This is a genomic window from Pirellulales bacterium (assembly GCA_019694455.1).
Taxonomy (GTDB): Bacteria; Planctomycetota; Planctomycetia; order Pirellulales; family JAEUIK01; genus JAIBBY01.
Genome location: JAIBBY010000065.1, coordinates 1 through 26,150, shown reverse-complemented (window position 1 = coordinate 26,150; position 26,150 = coordinate 1). Strand labels below are relative to the sequence as shown.

Here is a 26,150-nt window from a genome sequence, read left to right as displayed (position 1 = left end):
TGCGGCGCCATCGGCGCGCCGCCTGCTGGCGCGGCGGCCAAGGCGGCGCCGGCTGGCGCCCCAGGCTGCGGCATGTGCGATCGCCCCCCTTGCGCAATCTGGTTCATCCGCCCCAGGTATTCTGCCAACGTGAGCGGGCTGGCCGTCTTGGCAATCACTTGTCCCTGCGGCGACAAGATCACGTCGGTCGGCACCGAGTCCACCCCCCATTGCCGCAAAAGTTCGGGATGGTTGTCGCAGTTCAGCTTCACCGGCACATAGAGAGAGGAGATCGCCTGCTCAAAGCCGGGCTGATTGAAGACTTCGTTTTCCAACTTGTTGCACGGCGCGCACCACGGGGCGCCAAAATGCACCAGCACCGGTTGCCCGTTTTTAAGGGCGGTCTTTTTGGCGGCCTCCAGATCGGTCTGCCAAACCGTGGTTGGCGGCGCCTGTGCCAAGGCGGCGGAGGTGACTAGGCATCCCAAGGCGGCGAAGGCAAAAGATCGCATGACGTGGCAACCTGCTGCGCTGGTTCAAAATCGGCAAAAATGGCCGTCTTTTCCTGTTATCGGAACGCTCCGCCCCACAAACTCAGTAAAACTTGACGAGTGGATCGAATGTGCGGGCTAGACGGGAGAAAATGGGTCAAATCCGCTGACGATTTCCCAAATGCCGTTAGATTTTCCCACTTCTCATGCAGCGAAATCTTGACACCATCCGAGATAAGATTAAGATTCGCGTAGTTACAGCGTCTGGCCCTTCCGGTTGTGTTAGGCTAGACATAGCGGCCCTCATGTAGCGGCCCGCGGGCGTTCATCTAGCAGATCAGCGTCCTTCGGCGCGCGATACAACGAACGAGGCTTCGCAGCGAAGCGCCAGTTCGTCAGGATTCTTAGGGCTAACTCTCAAGAACTTTGGCGGTTAGAGAACCGCGGTATGAGAGGGCGACTGTACTCGCTTCTGCACCTGGGGTGTTAGCTTCAACTTCCGCCGGCTGCCCGCTCGTTTCCGCGCGCGGGTCCGCCGACGCGAGCCGCGATGAAGAGCGGTTCGTCTTGCCGGTCACGCCGGAAAGACTGCCACTCGAACCCATCGCCACCCAAGGCGCAAAAGCCACGCGAGTTAACTGTTTTTTCGATCTCGGGCGAAACCTACCCGTTGGCAGCTTGGCTGCAAACTAGGCCTTCCGGACGAAGTACCAAGACGGTATTCCGCCCCCAAACGGTTTGATGTGTTGTGATTGTCCACCCGCCCGCTCTATCGGGCCTCTGGCAATCGAAGTTCGATTCAGTTCCCTCTTTGCGCACACGATGCGCCGGTAGCACGCTATGAATCCAGGTGGCGGCGGTGGAATGGGCAAACGAAAAAAGGCTCGCTCGCGCTCGCGCGGCCGTGGGGGCCCCGGCGGTGGTGGTGGCGGAGGCGGCGGCGGACAACGCTTTCGCCCACGCGGCCGCGGCGGCTGGGATCAACAGCCACGCCCGCAAGACGGAGGGCCCGACCAGGAGCCAGTCGGCGAAGCCAATGGCGAGCCGATCCCGCTGACCCCGGCCAGCGGCGTCCTGGAACTCCACCCCAATGGCTACGGCTTTCTGCGCGATCCCAACAACAACTACCAGCGCGAACGCACCGATCCCTTCGTCCCCGGCGCCATGATCGAACGCTTCGCCCTGCGCGAAGGGGTGCTGGTCAACGGCATGGTGCAGCACGCCCGCAAGCAGCAGGGGCCGCGCGTCAAAGAAATCCTCGACATCGACGGCCTGCCCCCGCAGGACTACCCGTCGGTCAAGAACTTCGACTCCCTCACCCCGATCAATCCCGAGTCGTGGCTGCAGCTAGAGACCGGCCAGCAGCCCCTCTCTACCCGCGTGATGGATCTGCTCACCCCGCTCGGCAAGGGGCAGCGCGCCCTGATCGTGGCCCCGCCGCGCACCGGCAAGACCGTGCTGCTGCAGCACATCAGCCAGGCCATCTCCCAGAACTACCCCGAGCTCAAGCTCATCGTCCTCCTCATCGACGAGCGCCCCGAGGAAGTCACCGACATGCGCCGTTCGGTCAACGGTGAGGTGGTGGCCAGCAGCCTCGATCGCGACGTCGAAAGCCATGTGCGCATCGCCCAACTCACCGTCGAACGCTGCAAGCGCCTGGTCGAGATGGGCAAAGACGTCTTCCTGCTCATGGACTCCATCACCCGCATGGCCCGCGCCTTCAACAAGTGGGTCGGCAACACCGGCCGCACCATGTCGGGCGGCGTCGACGTCAAAGCGCTCGATATCCCCAAAAAGCTCTTCGCCACCGCTCGCGTGTTCGAAGAGGGGGGCTCGCTGACCATCGTGGCCACCGCGCTGATCGACACCGGCAGCCGCATGGACGAGTTGATCTTTCAAGAGTTCAAAGGCACCGGCAACATGGAACTGGTGCTCGACCGCAAGCTGGCCGACCGCCGCGTGTGGCCCTCGATCGACATCTCGCAATCGGGCACCCGCCGCGAAGAAAAGCTGCTCGAGCCCGATACGCTGCACGCGGTCACCATGCTCCGCCGCACGCTCAGTCAGATGCACCATGTCGACGCGATGGAGCAGCTCACCTCCAAGCTCGGCAAGTTCAAGTCCAACGCCGAGTTCATCAAGCTGATCGCCGGCGCCGGCGCTTCCGATTGATCGCGCGCCCGCGCACTTGCCACGCGCTTTCGCCAGCGGATACGATTGTTCTGCGGCGCCGACAGCGCGTGCCTCGGAGGGTAAGCGAATGGCTAGCGGCGACACTGGAAATGTCGTGCCGGGAAACCGGTTGCGGGTTCGAGTCCCGTGCCCTCCGCTTCAGTTGTTGATTCCCACAAGTGATTAGCCCGCGCGCCTTCGGCATGTCGCAAAACGGTGGCGGCCTGTCCACACGCGCGCGTCTGGCCCTTGAGAATTTGGTCTCCGCCTTTGTGCGCCCCAACGGGGCGCCTGTCACTAGCCCGGGGCGCTTGTTTCGTTCGTCTAATTGAAAACCAGGACCGATATAGGAATTTCGCACTTCGCCGCCGCTTGGTCCTCAATCTGCACTAGTATCCGACCTTGGTAGTTGTCCTCGGGTCTGCGTGTGATCTGGATCTGGACTGAAAATACTCCCGGCTCTTTCTCGACAACCTCCGAGTGCAATAATTCAGTCGGTGGAAGGAAGCTGATCCGCGGTTTCCCCGAGAACCTCGACGTAATTCTAAGCGAGCGTTTGACGCCTTCGAGCTGTTCGCATCGACCGCTGACGAATAGCGATTTCGGCGCGGCCGCCAATTGCGCCGCCTCTTGCACGCGGACCGATAGCGGAACATGGATCACCGTGCCAGCCAGTTCCGCCGTTACGGTGCATTCTCCTTCGATCACTCCTGACACCGTGGCGCAACTGAACTCAAACGGCAACTCGGCCACGATACTGTTGAGGTTGGACACTTGACGCGATGAGACAGTCTCTTTCGCACGCGAAGAGATCAAACGAAGTTGAAAATCGGGGCCCGTTGTTTTAATCTCCTTGACCGAAAGCTGCTGTTGCGGGTCGCCACTGGCGTAGTTGAGAAAAACCGTCCGCCGAAATGGTTTGCCGCCCTCTGCCGTCACATCAATCTTCGGTGGGGCGAACGACGGTGGAGACTCGCCATACCAAGAGACGAATAACTCGTGCGGGCTGTCCGGGTCGTTTGACCGAATGAGTACACGAGCGCTCTTGGGTCCAGCCTCAGGCTTCGGAACCTTGATCAGTAGCACACCCTGTTTTCCTGGCGGCACTTCGGATGGTGGTTCCGCCAGCGTGCAACTGCACGAAGTTCCGATTTGCATGACTCGCAAGTTCCCCGGTCCTGTATTGCTTAATGTAATGCGAGCCAAGGCCGGCTTGGATCGAGGAATGATCCCTAAATTAATGTGATCCTCTTTCAGTACGAGATGCGGCGCGAGGCCAGCCGCTGGCGCGGGGCGGCAACCAGGCAGCGAAACGGCGCATAAGCCAAGTGCTGCGATTGCGGCCTTCAGGCTGCTGCCGTATCGGTTCTTGAAGCCAAACAAGAACGCACAGCCTGCGAATGCGATGGCAAGCGCTCCCCAGAATGTCGCATTACGGACTGTTACGTTGGTCCCTCGGTCCAATGCGGCAAGTAGGCTGCGCGCCTCGTCCGGTGACTTGCATATCGCCAGAACACGTCCAGTCCATATCTTGCGAAAAACGTCCGCGGTGTAAGCCGTTGGCGGGGCCGGCGGATCGAGCAAGGCAATGCTGCCCGACCGGTCGAAACCGAGAAACAGCACGTAATGATCGCCCTCATTCTGGCCGGCGACCGACTTGACATGCAATATTGCCGGCGGTGGTACGAGTTGCAGTTGCGACAACCCAGTTTCAATTGCCAGGGGGTAAAATCCCAGCTTATTGAGGGCTCCTTTAAGGTCAGCAAATGACACGAGCCCATGATCATCCGCTGGAAGTAGCCGGTCCACCTCCTCAATGTCGATGGATTTTCCGAGGATGTCGCATGCCATCCAAAGTGAGTTTTGTCCGCAAGTCTTCTGAAAATCAATCGCACGGTCAGCCGTGGCCGGTAATAACAATAGCGCTACGGCGAGTGGAATTGGGTTGAACATGATTAGGCAGCCCGAATCTTTCGAAATGACCACAACAAAAATGCGGCGACAGTCACGGCGCCGAAGATGATGCCCGCCCAAAGCCAAGCGCTTCCGCTTCGCGAATCAACGGTCGCCAGGGTCATCCGTGGGTTCGAGCGTTTGAGTTCCTCGATTCCCAAGGCGCCGGCCTTAGCCATGGATTTCAGGTAATGTTGGCGGCTGTCGGCGCCGGCGCGATAGGTGACCTGCCGGACTTGATCGTAGACCTGAGTCCCTGTGGGAAATTCAAGTTTGAACACATCTGGCGGCACTTGCGCGTCAAAGCTGGAGTGAGCGAGGTCCACGACGATATCGCGGTGCCCCGACGGCCGGCCGAAAAATGCCGCGGCCGCTGGCGATTGCATCGTCAGATAGATGGTTTGACGCGTTTTGGAGGGCAGCCACACCCCGGACTCGAATTGCATCAGCTCGTTTTCACTGCTTAAGGCGTGCAACAGTTTCTCATCAGGCTTCGTCTGCATGTAGAAGTCGATGCGCCGCGGAAGGAAGCCTGCCGCCGGATCGAGTCTCAACCGAAAACCGAACTTGCAGTAGTGCTCGTTTCGAGAGGGGTCGGGCATGGAGGACAAGACGATCAATCCATTTTCTTGCTCGATCGTGGCCTTGTCCGCGCGTTTCCTAAGCATTTCCGAAAAGGTGACATGGCCGTCGCACAACATGAAAAGCGTTAGATAGTTGGTCGCGAACGGCGATGGCATCGTGGTGGTGTAGGGACGAATCAATCCACTCCGGTCGGCCTGGGTAAATAATTTCTCTTTTTCTTTATCCCAGACGACGAGCGCCGCACGTGTTGCAATTCGTCGGCCGTCTTGGTCCAGAAGCTCGACGCAGTATTTCCCGTCCTGAAAGAATTGGCGACTCTTCTTTGTTGAATCGAGTTTGGGCTCTGACAGCGCCTGTAGCGTTTGATTCGGATCGGCTGCGCTCACCGGCTGAAAATAGCGGTACAAAGATTCGGTGACGTTTAAATCGAATGCAGTTGCAGTTGCCGCCTCGCATGCCGCTTGGTACGCGGCAATCGCTTCTTCCAACGTCACGTTCTGCTCGTCGGAAGCTACCGCTGATGACGCTAGCAACAGTATTAGGAACGGATATCGGAGCATACTCGACTTTCTGGTGAAATGACCTACCGGCCACGGGGCCGGTAGGCAGGGTAGACGCTCGATCAGCAATGAGTGACAGAATTATCGCTCTTCTGGCAAGGCTGGTTTGTGTAGACTGCGAATCCGGTACAATAACACAATGGGATCCCCACATTTGGCTGGGTGCAGCTGACGGCGGACATCGAGGGGTCGAGCGTCATACCGCAATCCCTGGTCGTGGTGCTGTCAATGCTTTCCGTGGTTCCTTGAGTAACTGCGGTGTAGGTGCCGTTCGCGCTGCAGGCAGTCGAACAATCAGCACTGCAGTCAGGTGGACTAGCTTCTCTGCATTGCGGGGTCGATGTACAACCAACAATTGTCGAATACCAATTACAGCCGCCCCCCGCGCCGCCGCGAGTTAAAACAAGCTCCGCGTCGTTGAGCAAACTTGAGTCTGCTTGTTGGCGGCAATATTCCGCCATACCGCCGGCAGCCAGTGCACACCCGATGAGAAGGAATCGAATCTGAACCATCTCGAGAACCTCCTAACAACAAAACGGTAAAACAGCCGGGCCACGACGACCGTGGCGACGAACTGCGCAGTCCAATTGCCGGCAAAGGAATACAAAGTGTTCCGCTGGTCGAGGGGAATCGCGGCCACGACGGGCCGAGCGGTCGAAACAACATCGCGCAATCGTCCATTGCCGTCGATGATCGCTGAATATCCGCCAGATACGGAACGAGCGATTGCTCGGCGACATTCGATGGCGCGAAATCGCGACATTGTAAGCAAAGTTGACCTGCCGACGCCCCGCGAGTCGATGGTTTCGTTGCCGCACTGCACAAAGAAATCGGGGCGATTCCGCATCAAGCGACGATAGATGAAAGGAAAGCACGAGTCGTAGCAAATGGTGGCAGCGAAGCGATGGACGCCCAAGGTGAACGCTGGGTAGTCCGAGCCACGATCAAAACCGATGGGGTTCGCAAAACTGGGATCTTCTAGCCGTGGCACGTTCGCGAATGCTTGGTCGATGGGAATGACATGGAGTAAACCAGCGAAGTACGGGACAAAGTCGCCACCCGCAGCGAGAGCGATCTTGTCATAGCAACCCCGTCGGCCGGTTTCATCGACGTACAAGGCTGAGTTGTAAACGCGAGTTCGCGTATTCGTGATAAAAGCCCGACGACAGCCAATGACAAGCGCCGCGGAAAATCGTCGGGCAATGTGGCGTGGCTCCAGCGTCTCATTATCCAGTTCAGGCGCGAACTGAACCGGCAGCATTGAACTCGCCTCACGGATACCTTGTTTGCGTCGGCGTGCTGACAATCCGTGATCGTATTCCACGATCGCGCCTGGAAAACAGGTCTCGGCAAACACGAGCAAGTCACAAGGTGGCAGACGCTCAGACAGATCTTCATCAAGGCCCCAAAGTCCGACTGCGACCCGAGGGCCGTCTGCCATGCCATCGTGCCGCAAGCATTGTTCGCCGTACATCCAAGTAGCACCGATGGCCAAACCGGTCGCAATCGCCAATGATTTGGAGTGCTTGCCACCAAGCGCTAAATCGGCGGCTACTCCATTGCAACCGGCCAGGAGAAAAGAAATCAGCGGAACGCCGCCGAGAGCGGCCATTTGGGCTATGGGAGAGTCAATCTGCGTGAAACCGAGCTCTAAGAACGGGAATCCCATGCCGTCTACAAAAACGAATACCGCCCGCCTTGTGAGTTCTGCAAACAAGTAGACGAGCGGAAATAAAATCGCAAGCGGCCAGCTGGTCGGAAGCGCAAAGCGTGCCAGGCAAAAACCCGCCGACCAAGCTGCGGCTGCGGTCAAAGCGGTCGCTATCCATAAGACGGTGTAGGGACCGAAGTGGCCAGTTGTCGAAGCCTGTCTGATGAATCCGAGGGCCGCGAGATGGAATGCGATGGACCCCGATACCAAAGCCAAAGCGACTGGCAGCGATGATTTTAGGGGCCTCAAACATAAGGCTGCTGGAATCAAGCAAAACCAAGCGAGAAAGCCAAAGCGATACGGGGGAAAGGCCAATGACAGCAGGAGTCCTGCAGCTAAACCACTGCCGACTGCCACTCCAAACCAGACGACTCTGCCCATGTCATTCGTCCTTGCCTTGTATCGTCGACTGCTGACGATATACAGCCAAGTCGACGCTCTCTTGAACGAACTGGACCGAACCATCAGCATAGAGAAACTGTGCTCCGCCAGGATGATCGCTGCGAAATCCGCTCGTCTGCCCCTTGGCGGTCTTACGGCCTGTTTGATTCCAATCCGTGCTGCACGCGCACGTGAACACGCCCGCCGCATTGCCGGGCACAGCATCAACAACGGTCTGGGTGACAGGTCGTTTGTTCAGCGGCTCTATGGTCGAACCGAAGGTGCTCGTCATCAGCAGCCCATGCTGTGCAACGTCGGCGAAGTTGGGTTGTCCCGCCCAGGCGTTTGCCGATATCGATCCCGAGTCGTGCGAGCAGTCCACGCCAGCGCACACGGGCCAGCCGCAAGCCCCTTCGCCCATCGCAAGTGTATTGCTCAGGCCATCGGTAATTTGGGACGCTCGCACCGTAAAACTGGTTTTGCCGCCCAAAAACGAGGCATCGAACATTCCTCGTTCGTCCTTCGGAACTATTGACGGGTACAGGCACCAGCCATCAAAAACACCCTTGCAAAAAATGAAATCGGAGAGCCCAAATGTGTTGCCGACATCGAAAAACACTTCCAAGCCCGCGACCGTGTACGGATTGTCATGTGAGGCGGAAGGGCAAACGAAAACGGGAATGACTTGATCGACAATGTGATCTCGCTGCTTATCCCAGCGGCGACTAAAGTTATAAGCGCTGTGTAATGCCGTCTGCTCAAGATGAGGGAGCAATAGGGCAAGTCCATTTGCGTGAAAGGCGACGTCACTCGGGCCGGTTAGGAGAATTTCTGCCATGGTCTGGCCGGAACCCACAATCGCGCCGCTGGGAAATGATCCCAGCGCGGACTCGTACGCCTGCAGAGCAATGCCGATTTGGCGAAGATGGTTACCGCACATTGCCCGCCGCGACGATTCACGCGCTGACTGCACGGCGGGCAGAGTCAACGCGATCAGCAGCGAGACAATGCCGCCAACGATCAGAAGTTCGAGTAAAGAAACCCCACGCCGAGAGTCGCTGCCATCCATCGACCACCTCCGCTTCCCGCCACGATGGGCCGCAAATGAAAGGCGCTCATGTCGCGCCGCTGAATTTAGCAACGTCAGCGCGCGATTTCAACAAAAAATCAAGCAAATCTGAAAGCCGCGCCGTGCATCGCCACGGCGAAAAGCTGGTCAACATAACACGGCGACGCGGAGCCCCCCTGACACCAGATGTCAGGGGCAGGCGCAAGTACTGACGCGACAAAACCAAAATGTCGGCGAATTAAAAAATTCGTCAGTCGCGTCGGCGCCAACGATCGGCCGCCGAGGAGTGCGCCGCGTGCTTGGCGCCACAGTCCAAGCTCCTGCGGGCGACCAAGAGTTTCTCCCCTCACGGCGCGATCACACGCTCTTTCTTGTCGAGGTCAATCAACGTCAGGCCGGTTCCTTTTTCACTCGTGCCCAGTTGCACGGCCGGCTCGGTGTTGCCGTTCAAGAACAACAATCCCGCCCCGTCGGGCAGGGCCTGCATCTTGACGCGCACCTCCCCCTTGGCGTCGCGCATCCGCAAGCTGCCACCGCCGTCTTGGCCCAGGTGAAGTTGCACGCGCACGTTGCCGTCGGCGTCGACCAGTTCAATGGCCTGCGCGCGGACCACCGACGGCGCCACGGTGTCGCTCGGGTTGGTTGGCTTGGCCGCCAGCAAGAGCGATGCCAGAATTCCCAAGTTGACCACGGTGAGCAAAGCGACGAATCGTTGCGAGCGCATCGGAGAACTCCTTTCGGAGCACAAGTGGCAGGGCTTGCGGCGCCTGTCTTGCCAGCAGCGGCGACACTCACGCCGCCACCAGCGGTCATCGTATCACTCGATGTAACCCAACGCTCGCAATCGGCCTTCCGCCGCCGCCGATTCTTCGTCGGCGCCCGATCCTGCCTGTTGTAGCCGCGCCGGCCGCCGCCGCGCCACCGGTTCCGCCGGCGCCTCTCCCCACAGCGTCGACAAGCTGCTCCCCTCCATGCCGCTGGGCGCAAGTCCCAACAGGGCCAGCACTGTCGGCGCGATGTCGCGCAAGTGCGCCTCGTGCCCCACGCCCGTCCGCACACCCGAGGCCCGGACCAACAATACCCCCTCCGCGCGGTGCGTGCCCGCCATCTCCGGATCGGCCGGCAGCAAGCGCGGCCGCCGGTCCGGCTTCGAACGCGTATGAAAGCCGTCCGCCGGAATCGCCATCACGTCGGGCAGTCCGCGCTCGCAAGGATCGCCGTCGATTCGCTCGCGCGTGGCGATCGCCTCGACAAACAGCGGTTCTCCCGTTTCGTGATGCCGCGCTTCGCGAAACGCGGCCAATGTCTCGGCTAGCGCCTCATCGTAGCGCCCCGCCGTATCGACCGGCCCTCGGCCAAAACGCTCTGGCGTATTGAGATACACCAGTCCTGCGATGGCGCCGTGCAGCGACAGCGCCCGCGTGCGCCGCCAATCGAGCGCGGCCAACGAGCCGAGCGGGCGCTGCAGCGCGCGAGAACTGTTGCCCGTCAGTCGCTTGGTCGCGCCGCGGCGCAGCTTCCACACCGTCCGCGCTGCGCGATATTCCAATCGCTGCCAACGGGTCGCGGGCGTCAGCAGATCGCGCCGGCGCAATAACTCGCGAATCGAAATCTTCTCGCGGAATCCGCCAAACCCATGATCGCTCAGCACCACCAGCGCCGCGCGCCGCCGGTCGGCCAGTTCGATCAATGTGCCCAGCGCTCGATCGAGTTCGGCAAAGCACTGGTGCAGTTCGCGCGACCAGGGATGCGGTTCGGCCACCAGCGGATTGGCCAGCAAGTGCCACGCGCGATGTTGCAGCGCGTCGAGCACCTGATACTGCACTGTCATCAGCCGCCAGTCGCATTGTTGGTCGGCCACGCCGGCAGCGATCGTCTGCGCCTGAATGTTCTGCCGAGTCGCCGCGATGTTTGCCCGCAGTTCCGACAGGTCGCGTGGGCGGCGGTTCCACACCATATCCAGCGACAGCCGGGCGCCGGCCCGCGCCAGCGCTTCGGCAAACCGCGGATACGGCGCCAGCGCGGCTTCGATCGAGGGGCAATCGACCCCCCCCACCACGATGCTCGGCGGCGATACGCGCGCGGGCCAGGTCACCGGCGCGCCCAACGACACCACCGACTCTCCTCGCGCGGCCAACAGCTCGAACAACGTCGGCGCCGCCAGGCGCCGCGTCGAGTTGAGCAGCACCTGCCGCCGCTCGTGGTCGAAGTAACGATAGTCGAGCACGCCATGCGTCAGCGGATCGACCCCCGTTTGCAGCGTGCCCCAGGCCGCCGGCGTAATGCACGGCCGCACGCTCGTCAGCGTGCCCAGCGCCGCCTCGCTCATCAGCCGCGCCAAGCTCGGCATCACCCCCAACTCCGCCAACGGGGTCAGCACATCCCAGGTGGCGCCGTCGAGTCCGATCAGCATCACGCGCTCGGCGCGCGGCGCCATGTGCGAATCGTCGTTCACGTCAAGGCTCCCAGCGCCTGGCGGCGCGCGCTGGCGGCGGCGCCGATCGACGCCCCGCAGATCGCGAATCGCGCTTCGTAGTACTTGCTCAACCGGCGCCGTTCCGCCTTGGTCGAAAACAGCCACCGCCAAGCGCGGCGGGCGCGCTTGTGGGGCGCTAGCGTCCGGCGCTCGTCGAGCCGCGCTTGAAACCCTTCGACGAAGCGCGCCGCGTCGGCCACGAACGCCGCCGGAGCCGGCGCCTTGAACCCCACCCCGTACACCGTGTTCGGCGTCGCTTCCGGTCCTTGCGAGCCAATGATCGTCGCCGCCAAGGGTTCCAGTAGCCGCGTCAGGCACGACGGCGTAATCCGCCAATAGTCGTCCGGGTAGCCATGAATGCGAAAATGAAACGGCATGCTGATGAGCACCATCCCCCCCGGCGCCAGCACGCGCACCATCTCATCCACCGCGCGGCGCGTCTCAAAGACGTGCTCCAGCGTCTCCACGCAGATGATCATCGCCGCCGAGTCGTTGTCCAGCGTCAACCGCGAGATGTCCTCCACGCGGTCCACGCCCGGTCCAGGGCGCATGTCGCAACCCACATACGGCCGATCCGGAAACAGCGTGCGCAGGTCGGCGCCGGCGCCTTGCTCTTCCACCTGGTACGAGCCGAACTCATAAATCGCGCCGCGCGTCGGAAAGCGCTCAGCCGCCGCGGCGACGAAATCTCGCACATGCTCGCGCATCGGATTGGCCTCGGTCCTACGTGTGATCTAGCGGCGCACCGCGCCGCGCCCATAACTGGCGGCAAAGCGCTGCGGATCCCAGCGATACACCAGCACCGCCTTCTCCGGCTTCACTTCCGCCGCGTGGAACGAGCCCACCAACTCGGCCGATGTGCCCAGCACCGCCCGCAACGTGCGCGCCCGGCGGCTGTCGAACAGCAGTTCCTCGCGCTCCACCACCACATAGCGCAGCGCCGGGTTCGCCAGCGCTTGCGCCCCCGCCTCGTGCCGAAACGTCGGCATCTCGGTGTACAACGCCGACCAGCCGCGCGTGTCGAGCACCATGTCGCTCGCCGCCGCATGTTCGGCCAACCACGCCGCCGCCCGCCGATGTCCCAACCGGCTGGCGTGTGCGGGCTTCAGCAAGCTCGGTACGCACAAGCCAACGAGCAGCAGCGCGAGCAGCCGCACCGGCCGCCAACCGCGCAATAGTTCGCGCGGCGCCAATACGCCCGCCAGCCACCGCCGCGACCATTGCGCCGCGATCACGGCGCCGTGACCTGCCCACCCCAGAGCGATCGGCGCCAAGGGAAGCAAATGCCGACTCGACAGATATCCCACCTCCGCCGCGTGCCACAACACTAAAAGCGAATACATGCAGAAAAACAAAAACAAAAAACGCCCCGGCAGGCAGTTGCGCGCGTGCCGCATCTTCAGCACGCCAACCAACATCAGCGGCAATAGCGGCAGCGTGATTAAGTTGCCGAACTCGCCGGTGTACTGGCGAGCGGCCTCAAGGTATCCGCCGCGCCGCAAACTGGTGCTGCCGTCCTTGCGGGTGAAGTCAAAAACGTCCCCCTCCTCGGTGCGCCAATCCGGCGGCAGCGCGCTGGCAATCGGCGCCGGAGTCGCCACATTCAGTAGCGCCGCCGAATCCGCGGCGTGTCGTCCCATCAGCCGCGCCTGCATCGCGTCGAGCGACAGCGCATGTGTGTACAACAAATAGGCGCCATAAACGCCAGCCAGTCCCAGCGCGAGCGATCCTCCCAATCGGATCACTTGCTCTCGCTCCAACTGGCGGCGCACCAGCCACCACGCCAGCGCCACGGCGGGCAGCAGCGTCAAGGCCTCGCTCCGCGCGAGCAGCGACAGCCCCACGCATACCCCACAGCCCAGCAATTTCCAGCGACTGGCCCGCTCCGCGGCGTCTCGCATCGCCGATACCAGCAGCGCCAGCGCCGTCAAGAACAACAACAAATGCGTGCTGTCGGCCAGCGCGTCGGCACCCAGTCGGGCGACCTCGGGCAGCAGCGCAAAAAGAATCGTCGCCAGCGCCGCCTTGCCGCGCCCCAGCCACGGCGCCAATAGCGCATACACCGGAATCACGCACAGCGCCGCCATGCTGGCCGCCACCCACTGCGCCGAGCGCAGCCACGCGCCACCTTGCGGCCGCGCCAGTCGATGCGCCGCGCGGACCAGCGCCGGGTAGAGCGGCGCGTCGGTCTGGGCGCGAAGGGTCGCGGCCAATCCATCCTTTTCAATCCGCTGCGCCTGCGCGATGTATCGCACGGCGTCTTGCGCCGGCGCCACGGCTCGAATACAGACTGTCCACTGCGCCAGCCCGGCTGCCAGCAGCAGTCCAGCGAGCGCCCATAAATCGCAGCGGCGCGGCATCGTGCGCAGGCCCTCGCGAATCGAGTCGATGGGGAAAGTTGAAGCAAAGCGGTGAGCAGCGTAATCCCGATCGACAAAATGGGTCAACGCGAGTTGCCAGCCAACCACGTCAGCACGCTAGCTGCCGGCGCCAGCATCGCGCGGCGCAAGCGCGATTGCAGCCGCCCCGCGCCGAATGCCGAAGTGACAAGGGCGCGGTTCGCGCGGCCAGTCGCCGCATCGTCAATATTTGACCGTCCGCGCCCCGTCGTCCGCGCACGTAATCCGCCCAGTCTGTCTTGCGCCCAAATCCTCGCCTCGATAAGATCCGCCACCCGATATGCAAACTTCCCGACAACGTGATGATCGCCGCCGTCGAGTCCTCGGCGAGGAAGCCAGTCCGTCCGCTGCGTCCGTAGCCGACGACGACGGCGCGCCCGCCGCTGGCGCCGCTCCGCGCGCTCGCCGCCGTGGCGAAGCGGCCAAATATGGCGACCCCGGCTTTCATGGCGGTCAGCCGCGCGTCGGCGATCTCGTCCCCCAATCGTGGCTCGCCCTCTCGCTCTGGTTCCTAGCTGGCGCCTTGTTCATCGCCGGTCTGGAGGCCTTGTACTTCTATATGCCGCGCTTCGCCGCGCACACCACCGATGGCGCTATCGCCGCCTTCGATCTCGATGGCGAAGGCAGCCTGGCCGTCTGGTTCAGTTCCGTCACACTGGGGCTCGCCGCGCTCGCGTCGCTCTTGGTGTTCTCCATCCGTCGCCATCGGCCAGACGACTACCACGGCCGCTACCGCATCTGGCTCTGGGCCGCCATCGCCTGGCTGGTGATGAGCATCGACGAATCGGCCAGCCTCCACGAAGGCTTCAAGGAAATGATGTCCGGCCTCGCCGGCACGCGCATCCATGGCGATGGCTCGCTGTGGTGGGCGCTCGGCTATGGACTGGTGCTGTTGGCCATTGGCGGACGGCTCGTGTTTCAGTTCAGCTCCTGCCGTTTGGCGCTGGTCGGCTTTGTTTCCGCCGCGCTCTGCCTGTTGGCGGCCGTCGCCACGCAGCTCGAAGCGCTGCTGCCGCAATCGGGCGCCCGCGGCATCATGCTCGAAGAAGGCCTGGAGATGGCGGGCGACCTCCTCATCCTCTTCTCGACGCTGGTCTTCGCGCGGTTCACCTTGCTCGAATCGCGCGGCGAGCTCGGCGCGTCGGCCAAACCGCGTAAAAAGCGCGCCGCGAAAGAAACAGCCGCGCTCCCCGCCAAGAGCGCCGCCGCCGCGGACAGCCCCGCGCCGGCCACTGCCGCCAGCCGCCCCCAATTGCGTGTCGACTCGGCGCACGCTAGCGCCGGACAGCGACTCTCCAAGGCCGAACGCCGCGCGATGCGCCGATCGAGCGACCGCCAATACGACTAACGCCGATGTTCACGACAGGTCGCCAGCGGTTGGCCCCTTCCGTGCCGCTGCCCTGCGGGGTTTAATCTCGTTTCCGGCCAGGGATTCCTCTGGTCCGCGCCGGCGCCACTCTCTATTGGATTCGCACTGATGGTTCGTACCCGCTTCGCTCCCAGTCCCACCGGCTACCTGCACATTGGCGGCGTGCGCACCGCGCTGTTTTGCTGGCTCTTCGCCCGGCGTCACGGCGGACAATTCATCCTCCGCATCGACGACACCGACCAGCAGCGCAACCTCGAGAGCGCGTTGGCCCCCATCCTGCATGGCCTCAAGTGGCTCGGCATCGACTGGGACGAAGGCCCCGATGTCGGCGGCCCCCACGCCCCCTACTATCAATCGCAGCGGCAAGCCACCTATCAAGCGGCGGTCGAGCAACTGCTGGCCGGCGGCTTCGCCTACCGCGATTACGCCACCACCGAAGAGATTCAGGCCGAACGCGAAGCGGCGCAAAAAGAAAAGCGCCCCTTTCTGTACAGCCGCCGCTGGATGGCCGAGACGCCCGCCGACAATGCCCGCCTGGCCGCCGAAGGGCGCGCCGCCGTCGTCCGCCTCAAGATGCCGCGCGAAGGCAAGCTGGTCATCGACGATCTGGTGCGCGGACAGGTCGAGTTCGAATGGGCTCGCGAACAAGACCACGTCATCCAGCGCGCCGATGGCTCCTGCCTCTACCATTTGGCCAGCGTCGTCGACGATCACGCATTGCAAATCACGCACGTCGTCCGCGCCGAGGAACATTTGTCGAATACACCAAGGCAAATCTTCATCGCCCAATCGCTCGACTATCCCCTGCCCGTCTATGCCCACCTGCCATTCGTGGCCGAGCCGGGCAGCAAGAACAAGCTCAGCAAGCGAAAGCTAGACACCTATCTCAAGAATCGCGACTTCGCCCAGGTCTATCAGCACGGCAAGGAGATCGCCGATCGCCTCGGCCTCGCCGCCGCGATCGACGCCTTCAACCCCGTGATCGTCGAGTTCTACGAGCAGGTGGGCTATCTGCCCGAGGCGATTCTCAATTACCTCTGTCTCTTGGGTTGGTCGCTCGACGATCACACCGAGTTCTTCTCGCGCGAGCAATTGCTGCACGTCTTCACGCTCGATCGCGTGACCAAGGCCAGCGCGAGCTTCGACCCCAAAAAGCTCTGGGCTTTTCAAGACCATTACATGCGCGAGCTGTCCAGCGACGACAAGCTGGCGATGATGCTCCCCTACATGCAGCGCGCCGGATTGATCGCCGATCCCGCGTCGACCGCCGATCTGCAAACGCTGCTCGCCGTGATCGAGGCCTCGGGCGACCGCCTCAAAGTCGCGGGCGACATTCTGGCCTACGCCGACTTCTTTTTCACAGAACAATTGACCTACGACGAAGACGCCTTTGAAAAACGGCTGCGCAAGCCCGGCGCCGCCGATTTGCTTTCCGGCCTGCGCGACCAGTTCGCCGCGCTCGCACCCTTCGAACCCCCAGCCATCGAGCAGGCGGTGCAGCAGTTCATCGATAGCCGAGGCGTCAAAATCGGCGACATCATTCACGCCGTCCGCGTGGCCACCACCGGCAAGGCGGTCGGCCCCGGACTGTACGATTGTCTGGCGATCCTCGGTCAGCCCAGGTCATTGGCCCGCATCGACGCCGCGCTAAAGCGCATTTAACGGCCCCGGTTTCTCCGCCAAACCGGCAAACTCCGCGCAAACGGCCGCCAGAACCCGATCGGGCGTCTTCACGCAGTTTTCTTGAAATCGCCATTCAACTTTAGCGCTCCGCCGATCCGATAACGCTAGCGTCCACTCTGCAAGCGCGCCGGCGTCTGACGGCGCCCGGCTCTCTCCGTGGCGGCGCTTGTCCTCTCTCCCAATACCCAGTGATCCGCATGTCGACCATTCCCGCTCCCTCCGCCGAATTGCAAACCGCCGTCTCGGCGGTCATCGCCCGAAACCCCCATATCCCGCGCGGCCACCTGCGATTCGAAACCGGCGCCGGCCGCGTGGTGCTCAAGGGAGTCGTCCGCTCCTACTATCAGAAGCAGATGGCTCAAGAACTCGTCCGCCATGTGGAAGGGGTCGAGGCCATCGACAACCAGCTAGAAGTGAGCTGGAGCTAGCAGCCAGTCGAAACATTGAGCGGGCTACTAGGTCTGCTCAATCGGCTAGCGCGCCTTAAGCACGATCGGCGCCAACCGATTCGGCCCCGCGCTCACCTGCTGTGTCAGGCCCGATGTTTCGGATCGCGCGTAGCGGGCAGGCAACAAATGCTTGCCTTCGCGCACCTCTTCTTCGCCCACCGCTTTGAGTGCGCGTAGTTCAACAGTCACGGCGTACTCTCCCGGCGCCGCCCCGTCGCTAGGGGTCAACGTCGTCAGTCGAAATCGCCCCTCGGCATCGGTCGTGCCTATGGGTTTTGGCAGTTCCGCCGGCGCGCCCTGTAGCGGATGAAAGATCACCGTCGCCTCGGCCACCGGCTTGCTGCCAACCAGCACCTGTCCTTCCACCGGATATCGCGCGGGGGACCCGTCGCCGCCACAGCCGCCGCACGCCGCCAGCGCGATCAAGAGTGAACTTCGCGCGACAACATGGCGCCAGCGCGACACGGTTGGCTTTCGCTGGCCGCTCATCAGTTTTCCAGCGTCGCCGCTTCCTGTCCCGAGCGTGTCACCAGCGCCGCGAGCAAAGGCAACGGCACGGTCTCGGCGATGAAGCGCACCGAACCATCGGCGAAACCAAAATTCGCGCCGTCGTCGTGAAAGCTGTAAAAACAATGTCCCCATTCGTTCGAGTTGTTGATCGCCAGTTGCCCCGGTATCGGCCCAAACGCCGCGTCCCACGCCTTGCGCTGGCCAATGTCATAGGCGTTGTCAGTGGTCGCCCAGGCGCCGCCGCGGGCACGCACCCGTGGCGCGCTCGTAAAATTCGCGGGGGTCATGATGCGCCCGCGCCACACATCCTCGCGCCCCGCGCACTCGCCGAGCATAATCGTGTTCGACAAGCCATCGCGCACATCGGCGGGGCGGTTGCGCGGATTCGTTTCGGCCCACCAGCAGAGCACGCCCCGCAAATCCGCGCCGCTGGGCAACTGCTGATCGCTTGGCATCGAGTGATTCAGATCGGTGTGAACCCCCGCCGGCGCAAAATAGTCGCCGCAGGCGCCCGTCTTGTTGGGCGGAGTCTTCTCGGGTTTATCCTGCATGCGACCATCCCCCGGCGTCGACGCGCAAGTCATGATCGCCAGTGGTTTGGCCACGATGCTGCGGTTGGGCTCCAACCACCAATTAACGTTCAGGTCGTACCCCACCAGCAAGCTCTGCTGCTCCACATAAGGCAGCACGAACGGAACCCAATTGTTCTTGCCGGGCGTGTTCTTTGCGGTATACGCCAGTGGATATTCTTTGCGCGCGTTTTCAAAGTTGTGTACGGCCAGCACCAGTTGCTTCAGGTTGTTCTGGCATTGCATCCGTCGCGCCGCCTCGCGCGCGGCCTGCACCGCCGGCAAGAGCAGCGAAATCAAAATGCCAATGATGGCGATCACCACCAACAATTCCACGAGCGTGAAACCATGTAGGGGCCGCTGTCGCATGGCCATTCCCTTTTTTACTGTGAGGCTACCGTAAGGACCTGGTTCCGCGCGAAATCATAGTCGAGCGCCCCGCGCTGGCGAAAAATTGATCGCGACCGACGAAAAACTCGCCACGCGACGTTTTACTCCAGTTTCTTCCAGGTCCGAAAAGTCCCTTCGGTCGCTCGCCGCACCAATAAAGCAGATGCTTTTATCCTGTTTCGACCTCCGTTAGACTACCCCCGCAGTATCTCCGCTTTTCTCGAACTTGGTCCGCACCCGGTTACTTCATGCGTCCATCGTTGGTATTTCAGTTCAGTCGGAGTCTCGTGCTGCTCCTATGGTTGTTGGCCATTGCCATTGGCTGCAGCCGACCGTCGACCAATCAAGTGGTCGCAACGCTGTCCCCCGCCGAGTGGACCATCTCCGACGCGCCAGAGCGACTGTCCGACCTGGGTCTCTTTCAAGGCGCCCTTGCCGACCAGGAACCAGCCGCCGGCGTCGTCGCCTATCAGATCAATAGCGAACCATTTTACGACTACGCCCTCTCGCGCCGTTTCATCAAACTGCCCCCCGGTCAAGCGGCGCAGTACCAGGCCAAGGGCAATCTCAAATTTCCGCTCGGCACGCTGGTGGCGCAGTCGCTTGGTTATCCCACCTCCACCACCCCCGACGCGCCAATTCGCTGGGTCGAAACTCGTGTGCTGGCCCTCACCAGCCAGGGTTGGCTGGCCATTCCCTTTGTCTGGAACGCCGAGCAGACCGCCGCCGAGCAGGAAGTGGTCGGCGAACGAGTCTCGCTGGCCGATCTGGTCAAAGCGGGCGTGCGCGCGCCCGCCACCCACATCGTCCCCAACTTCAACGACTGCAAACGCTGCCACAAAATCGCCAATCGCGTCCAGCCATTGGCGCTCGACGCCGCCCAACTCAATATCCAGCAGTCCGGTAAATCGCAACTGGCCCATTGGGCAGGTTCGGGCATGCTCACCGGCCTCCCGTCCGGATCGCCCCTGCCGCGCCTGGTCGACTGGCGCGAGGCCAGCGGTGTGCCAGTGGCCGATCGCGCCCGCTCCTGGCTGCACGCCAATTGCGCACACTGCCATCAGCCGCGCGGCGCGGCCCGCAACTCCGGCCTGTATCTTGGCGCCGATGTCGCCGAGCCTGCGCTCTACGGCGTGCTCAAGTCTCCGATCGCGGCGGGGCGCGGCAGCGGCGGCCACCGCTACGACATCACCCCCGGTCGCCCCGGCGATTCAATTCTTGTCCACCGCATCCAATCGACCGAACCCGGCGTGATGATGCCCGAATACGGCCGCACCCTGGTCCATCAAGAAGGCGTCGATCTGATTCGCGCTTGGATCGCCGATATGGCCTCGGCCGAAAACGATCCCACCCTGGTCGGCGAAGTCACCGAACTCACGCCAGAGCAACTGGCCGACTGGGTCCAAATGGCCGAGACCGGAGGCGATTCCTCCCGCGGCGAAGAAGTCCTCCATCGCCGCGAAATGCAGTGCCTGCAATGCCACGCCATTCAAGGCGCCGGCGGCAACGTCGGCCCCGATCTGGCCACTCTCCCGCCAGACACCACCCTCGCGCATGTCGTCGAATCGCTCCTGCTGCCAAGCAAAGTCGTGAACCCCAAGTTCGCCGCCGTCACCGTGCAGACCGTCGACGGCCTGGTCCTCTCGGGCGTGAAGGTCGAAGAAGGCGAAACCACCTTGTTGCTCCGCGATCCGGTGCGCGGCGACACGCGCCTCTCCAAGGGGCAGATCGAAGCGATCGAGCCGATGGGCTCGCTCATGCCGGTGGGGGTCGTCAGCCGCTTGAAGAAAAACGATTTCGCCGACCTGGCGCGGTTTGTCGCCTCTCTGCCGCGCCACAAGCCCGATCCGGCCGCGGGCCAATCCATCGTTCGCTACGAAACGCTCGATCCTCTCCCCGATGAACTGATCGAACTGCCCGCCGCGCAGGTCGCCGCGTTTCTCGATAGCGCCGCCGACCTGCCTTGGCGCGCCGCCTTCGCGCGACTATCGGGCGAAGTTCCGGCCCGCGAGTTGTTCCCGCTTGGCGACAGCCCGCGCGCTGTCGCCCGCGCCCAGTTCGAAACCACCGAACCCGGCCGGTTCGTATTGGAAATCAATCCCGGCGCCGGCGTCACCGCCTGGCTCAATGGCAAGCCGGTGACACCCGGCGAAGCTGGCGGCGTCCAGCTCGCGCCAGGCAAGCACGCGCTCGTGCTGCTCATCGACACCACCGCGGCGGCCGATGCCCGCATCCGCGCGCGAGTCGCGCCGGCAAACAAGTCTGAAACCTGATTCCCGCTGAACGTTGACTTCTAAGAAAGGAACATCATGGTTCGCTACGCTGTGCTGCTGTCATTTACAGAGAAGGGAATCGCCAAAGTCGGCCAGTCTCCGGCGCGGGCGGAAGCCTTTGCCAAGGCGGTCGCCAAGGCGAAAGGCGCGGTCGAGTCGCAGGTCTGGACCCTCGGCAAGTACGACGGCCTGATCGTGTTCACCGCGCCCGACGATAAGACCGCGGTGTCGCTGGTGCTCAAGCTTGGCGCCGCCGGCAATGTGCGCACCACCATGCTGCGCGCCTTCGACGGCAGCGAATTCCCAGCCTTGCTGCCCAAGGCCTGATGCGCTAGTGGCGGCCGTTCGATCGCGCGTGCGCCCTGTGCGCTCACTTCACCCCAGAGCCGGGGGCGCACTCGCGGTCGGGCCGCAACAACACCACTCCTTGCTCGTCGCTCGCCGCCAACAACATGCCGTTCGACTCCTCCCCTCGAATGGTGGCCGGCGCCAGATTGTTCACCACCACGATCTGCCGCCCCACCAGTTGGTCCGGCTCATAGTGCCCGCGAATCCCCGCCACGATCTGCTTCTCCACGTCGCCCACCTGAATCTGCAACAGCAACAGCTTGTTGGCGTTGGGGTGCTCCTTGGCGGCTAGCACCTTCGCCACGCGCAATTCGAGCTTGGCAAAGTCGTCGTACGTCACCGGCGGCTTGGGTTCCATCTAAGATTCTCCTCTTAACTTGGCGCCGCGCGGCTGGGTCACTGCGCAAGGGCGGGTCGAAACGGGCCGCCATTATGCCGGTTTAGCCCGCTTCGCGGCAATGCCCCGCGGCGCCGTTGAGGCGACCGCCACGCGCGGCTAGCGTAAACTAAGACAGTCGCACTCCGCCGTCGAGAGAATTTCCCATTCCGATGCGTGTCGCTCAAAACTTGTTGATCGCGCTCGCTAGTTCGCTGGCCGTCTGGGGCGCTGTCCACGCCACTGTCCAAGCCGCCGACCAGGGCGACGAACCCGCCGCCGCGCAGCGCCTCTTGGCCACCGGAAAATACGACGAAGCGGCCGACGCCTTCACTGGCCTCGCCAGCTCGCAGCCCTTCGAGTCGGCAATCGGCTTGGCCCGCGTGGCCGCCAGTCGCGGTCAACTCGACGACGCCGAGCGACATCTTCGCGCCGCACACGGCGCTGCGCAGTCCAAACCCGACCAGGCCCGCGCGCTGGCCGAGTTGGCCCGCCTGGCCCTGGAGCGCGGCCGCCATGAAGATGCCCGCAAAATGGCCAACGAGTCCCGCGCGCTCGACGACAACCAACTCCTCGCTCGCTGGGTCGCTGCCGAACTGCTTCGCGCCACCGGCCAAATCCGCGAAGCCGAAACGGCCTACCGCTGGTTCATCGACTACTACAACGACCACGAGATACGGAGCGCCGCCGATCTGATCCTCATCGGCCGCGCCGCCGCGATCCATGCCCGCTGGAACCGCGCCAGCGACCAGTTTCATTTTCTGGTCAACGAGCTTTATCCCGACGTTCTAAAGCTCGACGCCACCGCCTGGCAAGCGCATCTCGAAGCCGGCCAGTTGTTCCTCGAAAAATTCAATCAGGCCGAAGCCGATCGGCAGTTTAGCCAGGCGCTGGCCATCAATCCGGCCGCCGCCGAGGCGCATGCCGCCATTGCCCATCTGGCGCTGCAGCGCTACGACATGGATCGCGCCCGCGCGGCAATCGATCGCGCGCGCGAGATCAACCCCAATCTGCTTTCCGCGCGGCACGCCCAGGCCGATCTGTTAATGGCCAACTTCCAGGTGGCCGAGGCGGAAAAATATCTGCAAGCGACCCTTGCGCTCGACCCCGTCAGCGAGGAGACGCGCGCTCGACTGGCCGCCGCCTATGTGGCTCTCGACGGCTACCGCGCCAATGCCGAAGATGACCCCGACTCGCGCGCCGGCAACATCATGCGCCAGGTCGTCGAACTCAATCCCCATGCCGGCGGCTTCTATTTCGCCCTCGCCACCCGGCTCGAAGAACGCCGCCGCTTCGACGCCGCCGAAGCCTACTTCCTGCAAGCGCTCGAACGCATGCCCCGCCTCGTCGGCCCGCGCGCCGGCCTCGGCATGCTCTACATGCGCTTAGGCAACGAACCCCGCGCCCGCGAACTGTTGACCGAGGCCGCCCAGGTCGATCCCTTCAATCTGCGCGTCAGCAATACCCTCCAAGTGCTGGAAGTCCTCGACGGCTACGACACCTTGGAGACAGAGCACTTCGTCATTCGCTTCGATCCCGCCAAAGACAAACTCCTCGCCCGCTACGCCGCTCGCCATCTGGAGCAGGTCTATCCCGAACTCTGCCAATTGCTCGGCTACCAGGTGCCTGGCAAATCGCTGTTCGAAATCTTCAGCTCCGCCAAGAACACCAGTGGGCATGGCTGGTTCAGCGCCCGCATGGTCGGCCTGCCGTTCATCGGCACGGTCGGCGCCTGCGCTGGCAAGATGGTGGCCATGGCCTCCCCCAACGATGGCCAACACAAGTTCAACTGGGCGCGCGTGCTCAAGCATGAGTTTGTGCATGTCGTCAACTTGCAGCAAACCAACTTCAACATCCCCCATTGGTTCACCGAGGCGCTGGCCGTGTGGAACGAAGGCTTCCCCCGCGCGCAGGAGTGGAACGCCCTGTTGGCCGAGCGCGTCCCTAAGGGAGAAATCTTCAATCTCGACAACATCAATCTCGGCTTCATCCGGCCCGAGACCAGCGAGAACTGGCAAATGGCCTACTGCCAGGCGGAGCTCTATGCCGAGTTGCTCTTAAAAAAATATGGCGACGACGCGTTCGCCAAATTGCTGGCCGCCTATGCCGACAACCTCGATACCCGCGCGGCGCTCAAGCGCTGCTTTGGCGTCGAGCAGGCCGATTTCGAAAAGGAGTACGTCGCCTATCTGCACGAGATCGTCGCGGGCCTGAAAACCAACCAATCCGTCGAGACGCTGTCGCTGGCCGAACTAGAGCAGGCGGTCGCCGAGTCTCCCGACAAACTCGATCTCGCCGCCCGGCTCGCCGTGGCGCAGGTCAACGCCAAGCACTATCCCGCCGCCCGCCAGCAGGCCGAGCGAGTGCTGGCCAAGTTGCCCAAAGATCCGGCTGCCAGTTATGTGCTGGCTCGGCTGCATCTATTGACCGGCGAAGACGCCGAGGCGTTGGCCGTGATCGAGGCCGCCATCGACCCCGCCGCGCCCGATCCGCGGTTGGCCGGCCTGCTGGCGAGTCTCAAACTCAAGAGCCGGGACTATGCGGAGGCGGCGCGTTGGTATCAAATGCTAAGCCAACGTCAGCCCGACGATATCCGTCCGCTCAAGGCGCTGGCGCGCGTTTATCTGCTCTCACGGCAAGACGCGCAGCTTGCGCCGGTGCTAGTACGGCTCGCCGAGCTCGACGGCGACGACCTCACCGTCCGCAAGAAGCTGGCCGACATGGCCCTGGCCGCTGGCGACTACGACCGCGCGGCGCAATGGTCGCGCCGCGTGCTCGATATCGATGTGCAAGACCCCGACGCCCACCGTCTGCTCGCCGCCGCGCTCTTGGAGCTTGGCCAGGCCGGCCCGGCCGTGGAAGAATACGAAATTGCCTGCGAACTGAAACCACAAGACACCGGCCTATTGCACGCCCTGGCCGACGCCTGCCTGCAAGCGGGCGACAAACCCAAAGCCCGCGCGGCGCTAGAGAAGTTGAGGCAGGTCAATCCCGCTGATCCCGCCGCCGCCGATTTGATGGAGAGCCTTTCCGAGTGACGCCATCCCCCGACGCTGGCCAGCCGCCGCGGCCCGCCTTTACGCTGGCCGATTTTCAAGCCTTGATTCGCCGCATGTACCTCGAAAAGGACCTGGCGCGCGGCGTCGACGGCACCTTCATGTGGCTCATGGAGGAAGTCGGCGAACTGGCCGCCGCCCTGCGCAGCGGCACGCACACCGAGCGCGAAGAAGAGTTCGCCGACGTGCTCGCCTGGCTGGCCACCATTGCCAATGTGGCTGGCGTCGATCTCACTGCCGCCATCGCCCGCAAGTACGGCGCCGGCTGTCCCGGCTGCGGGCAGTTTATTTGTCAATGTTCCGACGCGGAAAAGCCTTGATGTCTCGCGGCGCCGCCATCGACCCGCCAACCGCACGCCGCCTTCCTTGGCGACTTGCCAGCCGCTGCGCGCTAGGGCTGTTGCTCGCCGCCGCCTGTCCGCAACTCGCCGCCGCCCAGGAAGCGAACCAAGACCCCGCGATCGTCGGCATCCGCATGGGCTTTGGCCATCTCTACAAAGTCGGCCACTGGACGCCGATCGAGCTGACTGTTCGCGGCGGGCGCCAGTCGCTCACCGCGCGCGTTCGCGTCACCCTGCCCGATGGCGATGGAGCCCGCTCGCAGGTCGTCAGCGAGCGGCCTTATCAGTTCCTCCCAGGTCAAACCAGCCGTGCCTTGCTCTACGTCAAGCCGGGCCGCGTCGACGCCGATATCGAGGTCGCGCTCCTCCGCGGCCCGCTCGAAGCCAGCGATGTGGTGGCCCGCCGCGTCTTCGCCCCCCGCTTTGAAGCCGACGCCACGCACCAGCGCACCGCGCTGCTCACCGAGCAAGAACTGCTGGTCGGCATCGGCGGCTCAATCGGCGTCGAGGGCGCCTTGCGGGCACGCAACACCGCGCTCGCCAGCGGCTACGAGTCGCGATATGTCGAGGTAAACAGCGTCGCGCAGCTTCCCACCCGCTGGTACGGTTACGACACGGTCGATTGTCTGATCCTCTCCACCAGCAATGCCGAGATTTATCGCCCCCTCAGCGAGACCAGCGCGCAACTGGTCGCGCTGCGCCAGTGGGTCGAGCGCGGCGGCAAGCTGGTCCTCTCCGTCGGCGCCAGCGCCGACGAACTGCTAGGCCCAGGCGGCCCGCTCGCCAGCTTCGTGCCGGGGCGCTACGCCGGCGCCACGCTCGCGCGCCCCAGCCGCTCGCTGGAGACCTTCATCTCCGCGACCGAGCCGCTGCCAGAGCCTGCCCGCTCGCGCGGCGGCGATGGTCGTCTACCCGCCGCGCAAATTGCCGCCGCGCGCGGTGAAGTCGCGGCGCAGGTCGGCGACGACCTGCCGCTGGTGATTCGTTCGCCGCTCGGCTTTGGCGAAGTC

General features: G+C 63.1%; 21 protein-coding genes and 1 tRNA gene. 10 read left to right on the top strand and 12 right to left on the bottom strand.

From position 1 onward, the window contains the following. Window positions 1-491, bottom strand: a 491-nt coding sequence (locus K1X71_18855; GenBank protein ID MBX7075205.1) for a thioredoxin family protein, incomplete at its 3' end; no start/stop codon positions are given. An 843-nt stretch (window positions 492-1,334) separates the two neighbouring features. Here K1X71_18855 and rho point away from each other — a divergent pair. Both rho and K1X71_18845 read left to right on the top strand, forming a co-directional pair. Then, entirely contained in the window at window positions 1,335-2,642 is a 1,308-nt protein-coding gene (gene rho, locus K1X71_18850; protein MBX7075204.1) for a transcription termination factor Rho, read from the top strand. Between the two features lie 75 nt (window positions 2,643-2,717). Continuing rightward, a tRNA-Ser gene (locus K1X71_18845) sits at window positions 2,718-2,799 on the top strand. Window positions 2,800-2,966: 167 nt separating this feature from the next. On the opposite strand, the gene K1X71_18840 is transcribed toward K1X71_18845, so the two are convergent. The 8 genes from K1X71_18840 to K1X71_18805 all read right to left on the bottom strand — a co-directional run bounded on the left by K1X71_18840 (window position 2,967) and on the right by K1X71_18805 (window position 13,737). Next, on the bottom strand, window positions 2,967-4,595 hold the full coding sequence (locus K1X71_18840; protein ID MBX7075203.1) for a DUF1573 domain-containing protein: 1,629 nt from the start codon (window positions 4,593-4,595) through the stop codon (window positions 2,967-2,969). Between the two features lie 2 nt (window positions 4,596-4,597). After that, entirely contained in the window at window positions 4,598-5,674 is a 1,077-nt protein-coding gene (locus K1X71_18835) for a hypothetical protein (protein ID MBX7075202.1), read from the bottom strand. Window positions 5,675-6,137: 463 nt separating this feature from the next. After that, window positions 6,138-7,832 (bottom strand): hypothetical protein, encoded by a 1,695-nt coding sequence (locus K1X71_18830; GenBank protein ID MBX7075201.1) that lies wholly within the window; start codon window positions 7,830-7,832, stop codon window positions 6,138-6,140. 1 nt (window position 7,833) lies between these two features. After that, window positions 7,834-8,901, bottom strand: a complete 1,068-nt coding sequence (locus K1X71_18825) for a DUF1559 domain-containing protein (GenBank protein ID MBX7075200.1) — start codon at window positions 8,899-8,901, stop codon at window positions 7,834-7,836. 346 nt (window positions 8,902-9,247) lie between these two features. Continuing rightward, complete coding sequence (locus K1X71_18820; protein ID MBX7075199.1) at window positions 9,248-9,625, bottom strand: hypothetical protein; 378 nt, start codon at window positions 9,623-9,625, stop codon at window positions 9,248-9,250. Window positions 9,626-9,718: 93 nt separating this feature from the next. Next, window positions 9,719-11,356 carry an alkaline phosphatase family protein gene (locus K1X71_18815; GenBank protein ID MBX7075198.1) on the bottom strand — a complete coding sequence of 546 codons (1,638 nt, stop codon included), beginning with the start codon at window positions 11,354-11,356 and terminating at the stop codon, window positions 9,719-9,721. Further along, entirely contained in the window at window positions 11,353-12,084 is a 732-nt protein-coding gene (locus K1X71_18810; protein ID MBX7075197.1) for a class I SAM-dependent methyltransferase, read from the bottom strand. The genes K1X71_18815 and K1X71_18810 overlap by 4 nt, the downstream gene beginning before the upstream one ends. Window positions 12,085-12,111: 27 nt before the next feature. Beyond that, the gene (locus tag K1X71_18805) at window positions 12,112-13,737 is read right to left on the bottom strand and encodes a glycosyltransferase family 39 protein (GenBank protein MBX7075196.1); all 1,626 of its coding nucleotides are present in this window, start codon (window positions 13,735-13,737) and stop codon (window positions 12,112-12,114) included. A gap of 319 nt (window positions 13,738-14,056) precedes the next feature. Here K1X71_18805 and K1X71_18800 point away from each other — a divergent pair, with 319 nt between their 5' ends. The 3 genes from K1X71_18800 to K1X71_18790 all read left to right on the top strand — a co-directional run bounded on the left by K1X71_18800 (window position 14,057) and on the right by K1X71_18790 (window position 17,256). After that, window positions 14,057-15,124: a hypothetical protein gene (locus K1X71_18800; GenBank protein ID MBX7075195.1), complete on the top strand. Its 1,068-nt coding sequence runs from the start codon at window positions 14,057-14,059 to the stop codon at window positions 15,122-15,124. A 129-nt stretch (window positions 15,125-15,253) separates the two neighbouring features. Then, a complete protein-coding gene (gene gltX / locus K1X71_18795; GenBank protein ID MBX7075194.1) occupies window positions 15,254-16,807 on the top strand; it encodes a glutamate--tRNA ligase in 1,554 nt (517 codons plus the stop codon). A 218-nt stretch (window positions 16,808-17,025) separates the two neighbouring features. Then, window positions 17,026-17,256: a BON domain-containing protein gene (locus K1X71_18790; GenBank protein ID MBX7075193.1), complete on the top strand. Its 231-nt coding sequence runs from the start codon at window positions 17,026-17,028 to the stop codon at window positions 17,254-17,256. 45 nt (window positions 17,257-17,301) lie between these two features. On the opposite strand, the gene K1X71_18785 is transcribed toward K1X71_18790, so the two are convergent. Continuing rightward, on the bottom strand, window positions 17,302-17,766 hold the full coding sequence (locus tag K1X71_18785; GenBank protein MBX7075192.1) for a DUF4198 domain-containing protein: 465 nt from the start codon (window positions 17,764-17,766) through the stop codon (window positions 17,302-17,304). Then, window positions 17,766-18,725, bottom strand: coding sequence for a DUF1559 domain-containing protein (locus tag K1X71_18780; GenBank protein ID MBX7075191.1), 960 nt, complete (start codon window positions 18,723-18,725; stop codon window positions 17,766-17,768). The genes K1X71_18785 and K1X71_18780 overlap by 1 nt, the downstream gene beginning before the upstream one ends. 269 nt (window positions 18,726-18,994) lie before the next feature. Between K1X71_18780 and K1X71_18775 the strand changes: the two genes are divergently transcribed. Next, the gene (locus K1X71_18775; protein ID MBX7075190.1) at window positions 18,995-21,019 is read left to right on the top strand and encodes a hypothetical protein; all 2,025 of its coding nucleotides are present in this window, start codon (window positions 18,995-18,997) and stop codon (window positions 21,017-21,019) included. 36 nt (window positions 21,020-21,055) lie between these two features. After that, window positions 21,056-21,346, top strand: a complete 291-nt coding sequence (locus K1X71_18770) for a GYD domain-containing protein (GenBank protein ID MBX7075189.1) — start codon at window positions 21,056-21,058, stop codon at window positions 21,344-21,346. A 43-nt stretch (window positions 21,347-21,389) separates the two neighbouring features. Here K1X71_18770 and metG read toward each other — a convergent pair whose 3' ends face one another. Beyond that, window positions 21,390-21,725, bottom strand: coding sequence for a methionine--tRNA ligase subunit beta (metG, locus tag K1X71_18765; protein MBX7075188.1), 336 nt, complete (start codon window positions 21,723-21,725; stop codon window positions 21,390-21,392). A gap of 191 nt (window positions 21,726-21,916) precedes the next feature. On the opposite strand from metG, the gene K1X71_18760 reads away from it, so the two are divergent. The 3 genes from K1X71_18760 to K1X71_18750 form a co-directional block, all read left to right on the top strand. Continuing rightward, complete coding sequence (locus K1X71_18760; GenBank protein MBX7075187.1) at window positions 21,917-24,781, top strand: tetratricopeptide repeat protein; 2,865 nt, start codon at window positions 21,917-21,919, stop codon at window positions 24,779-24,781. Between the two features lie 74 nt (window positions 24,782-24,855). After that, window positions 24,856-25,119, top strand: a complete 264-nt coding sequence (locus tag K1X71_18755) for a nucleotide pyrophosphohydrolase (GenBank protein ID MBX7075186.1) — start codon at window positions 24,856-24,858, stop codon at window positions 25,117-25,119. Further along, window positions 25,119-26,150, top strand: a 1,032-nt coding sequence (locus K1X71_18750; GenBank protein MBX7075185.1) for a hypothetical protein, incomplete at its 3' end; no start/stop codon positions are given. The genes K1X71_18755 and K1X71_18750, both read left to right, overlap by 1 nt.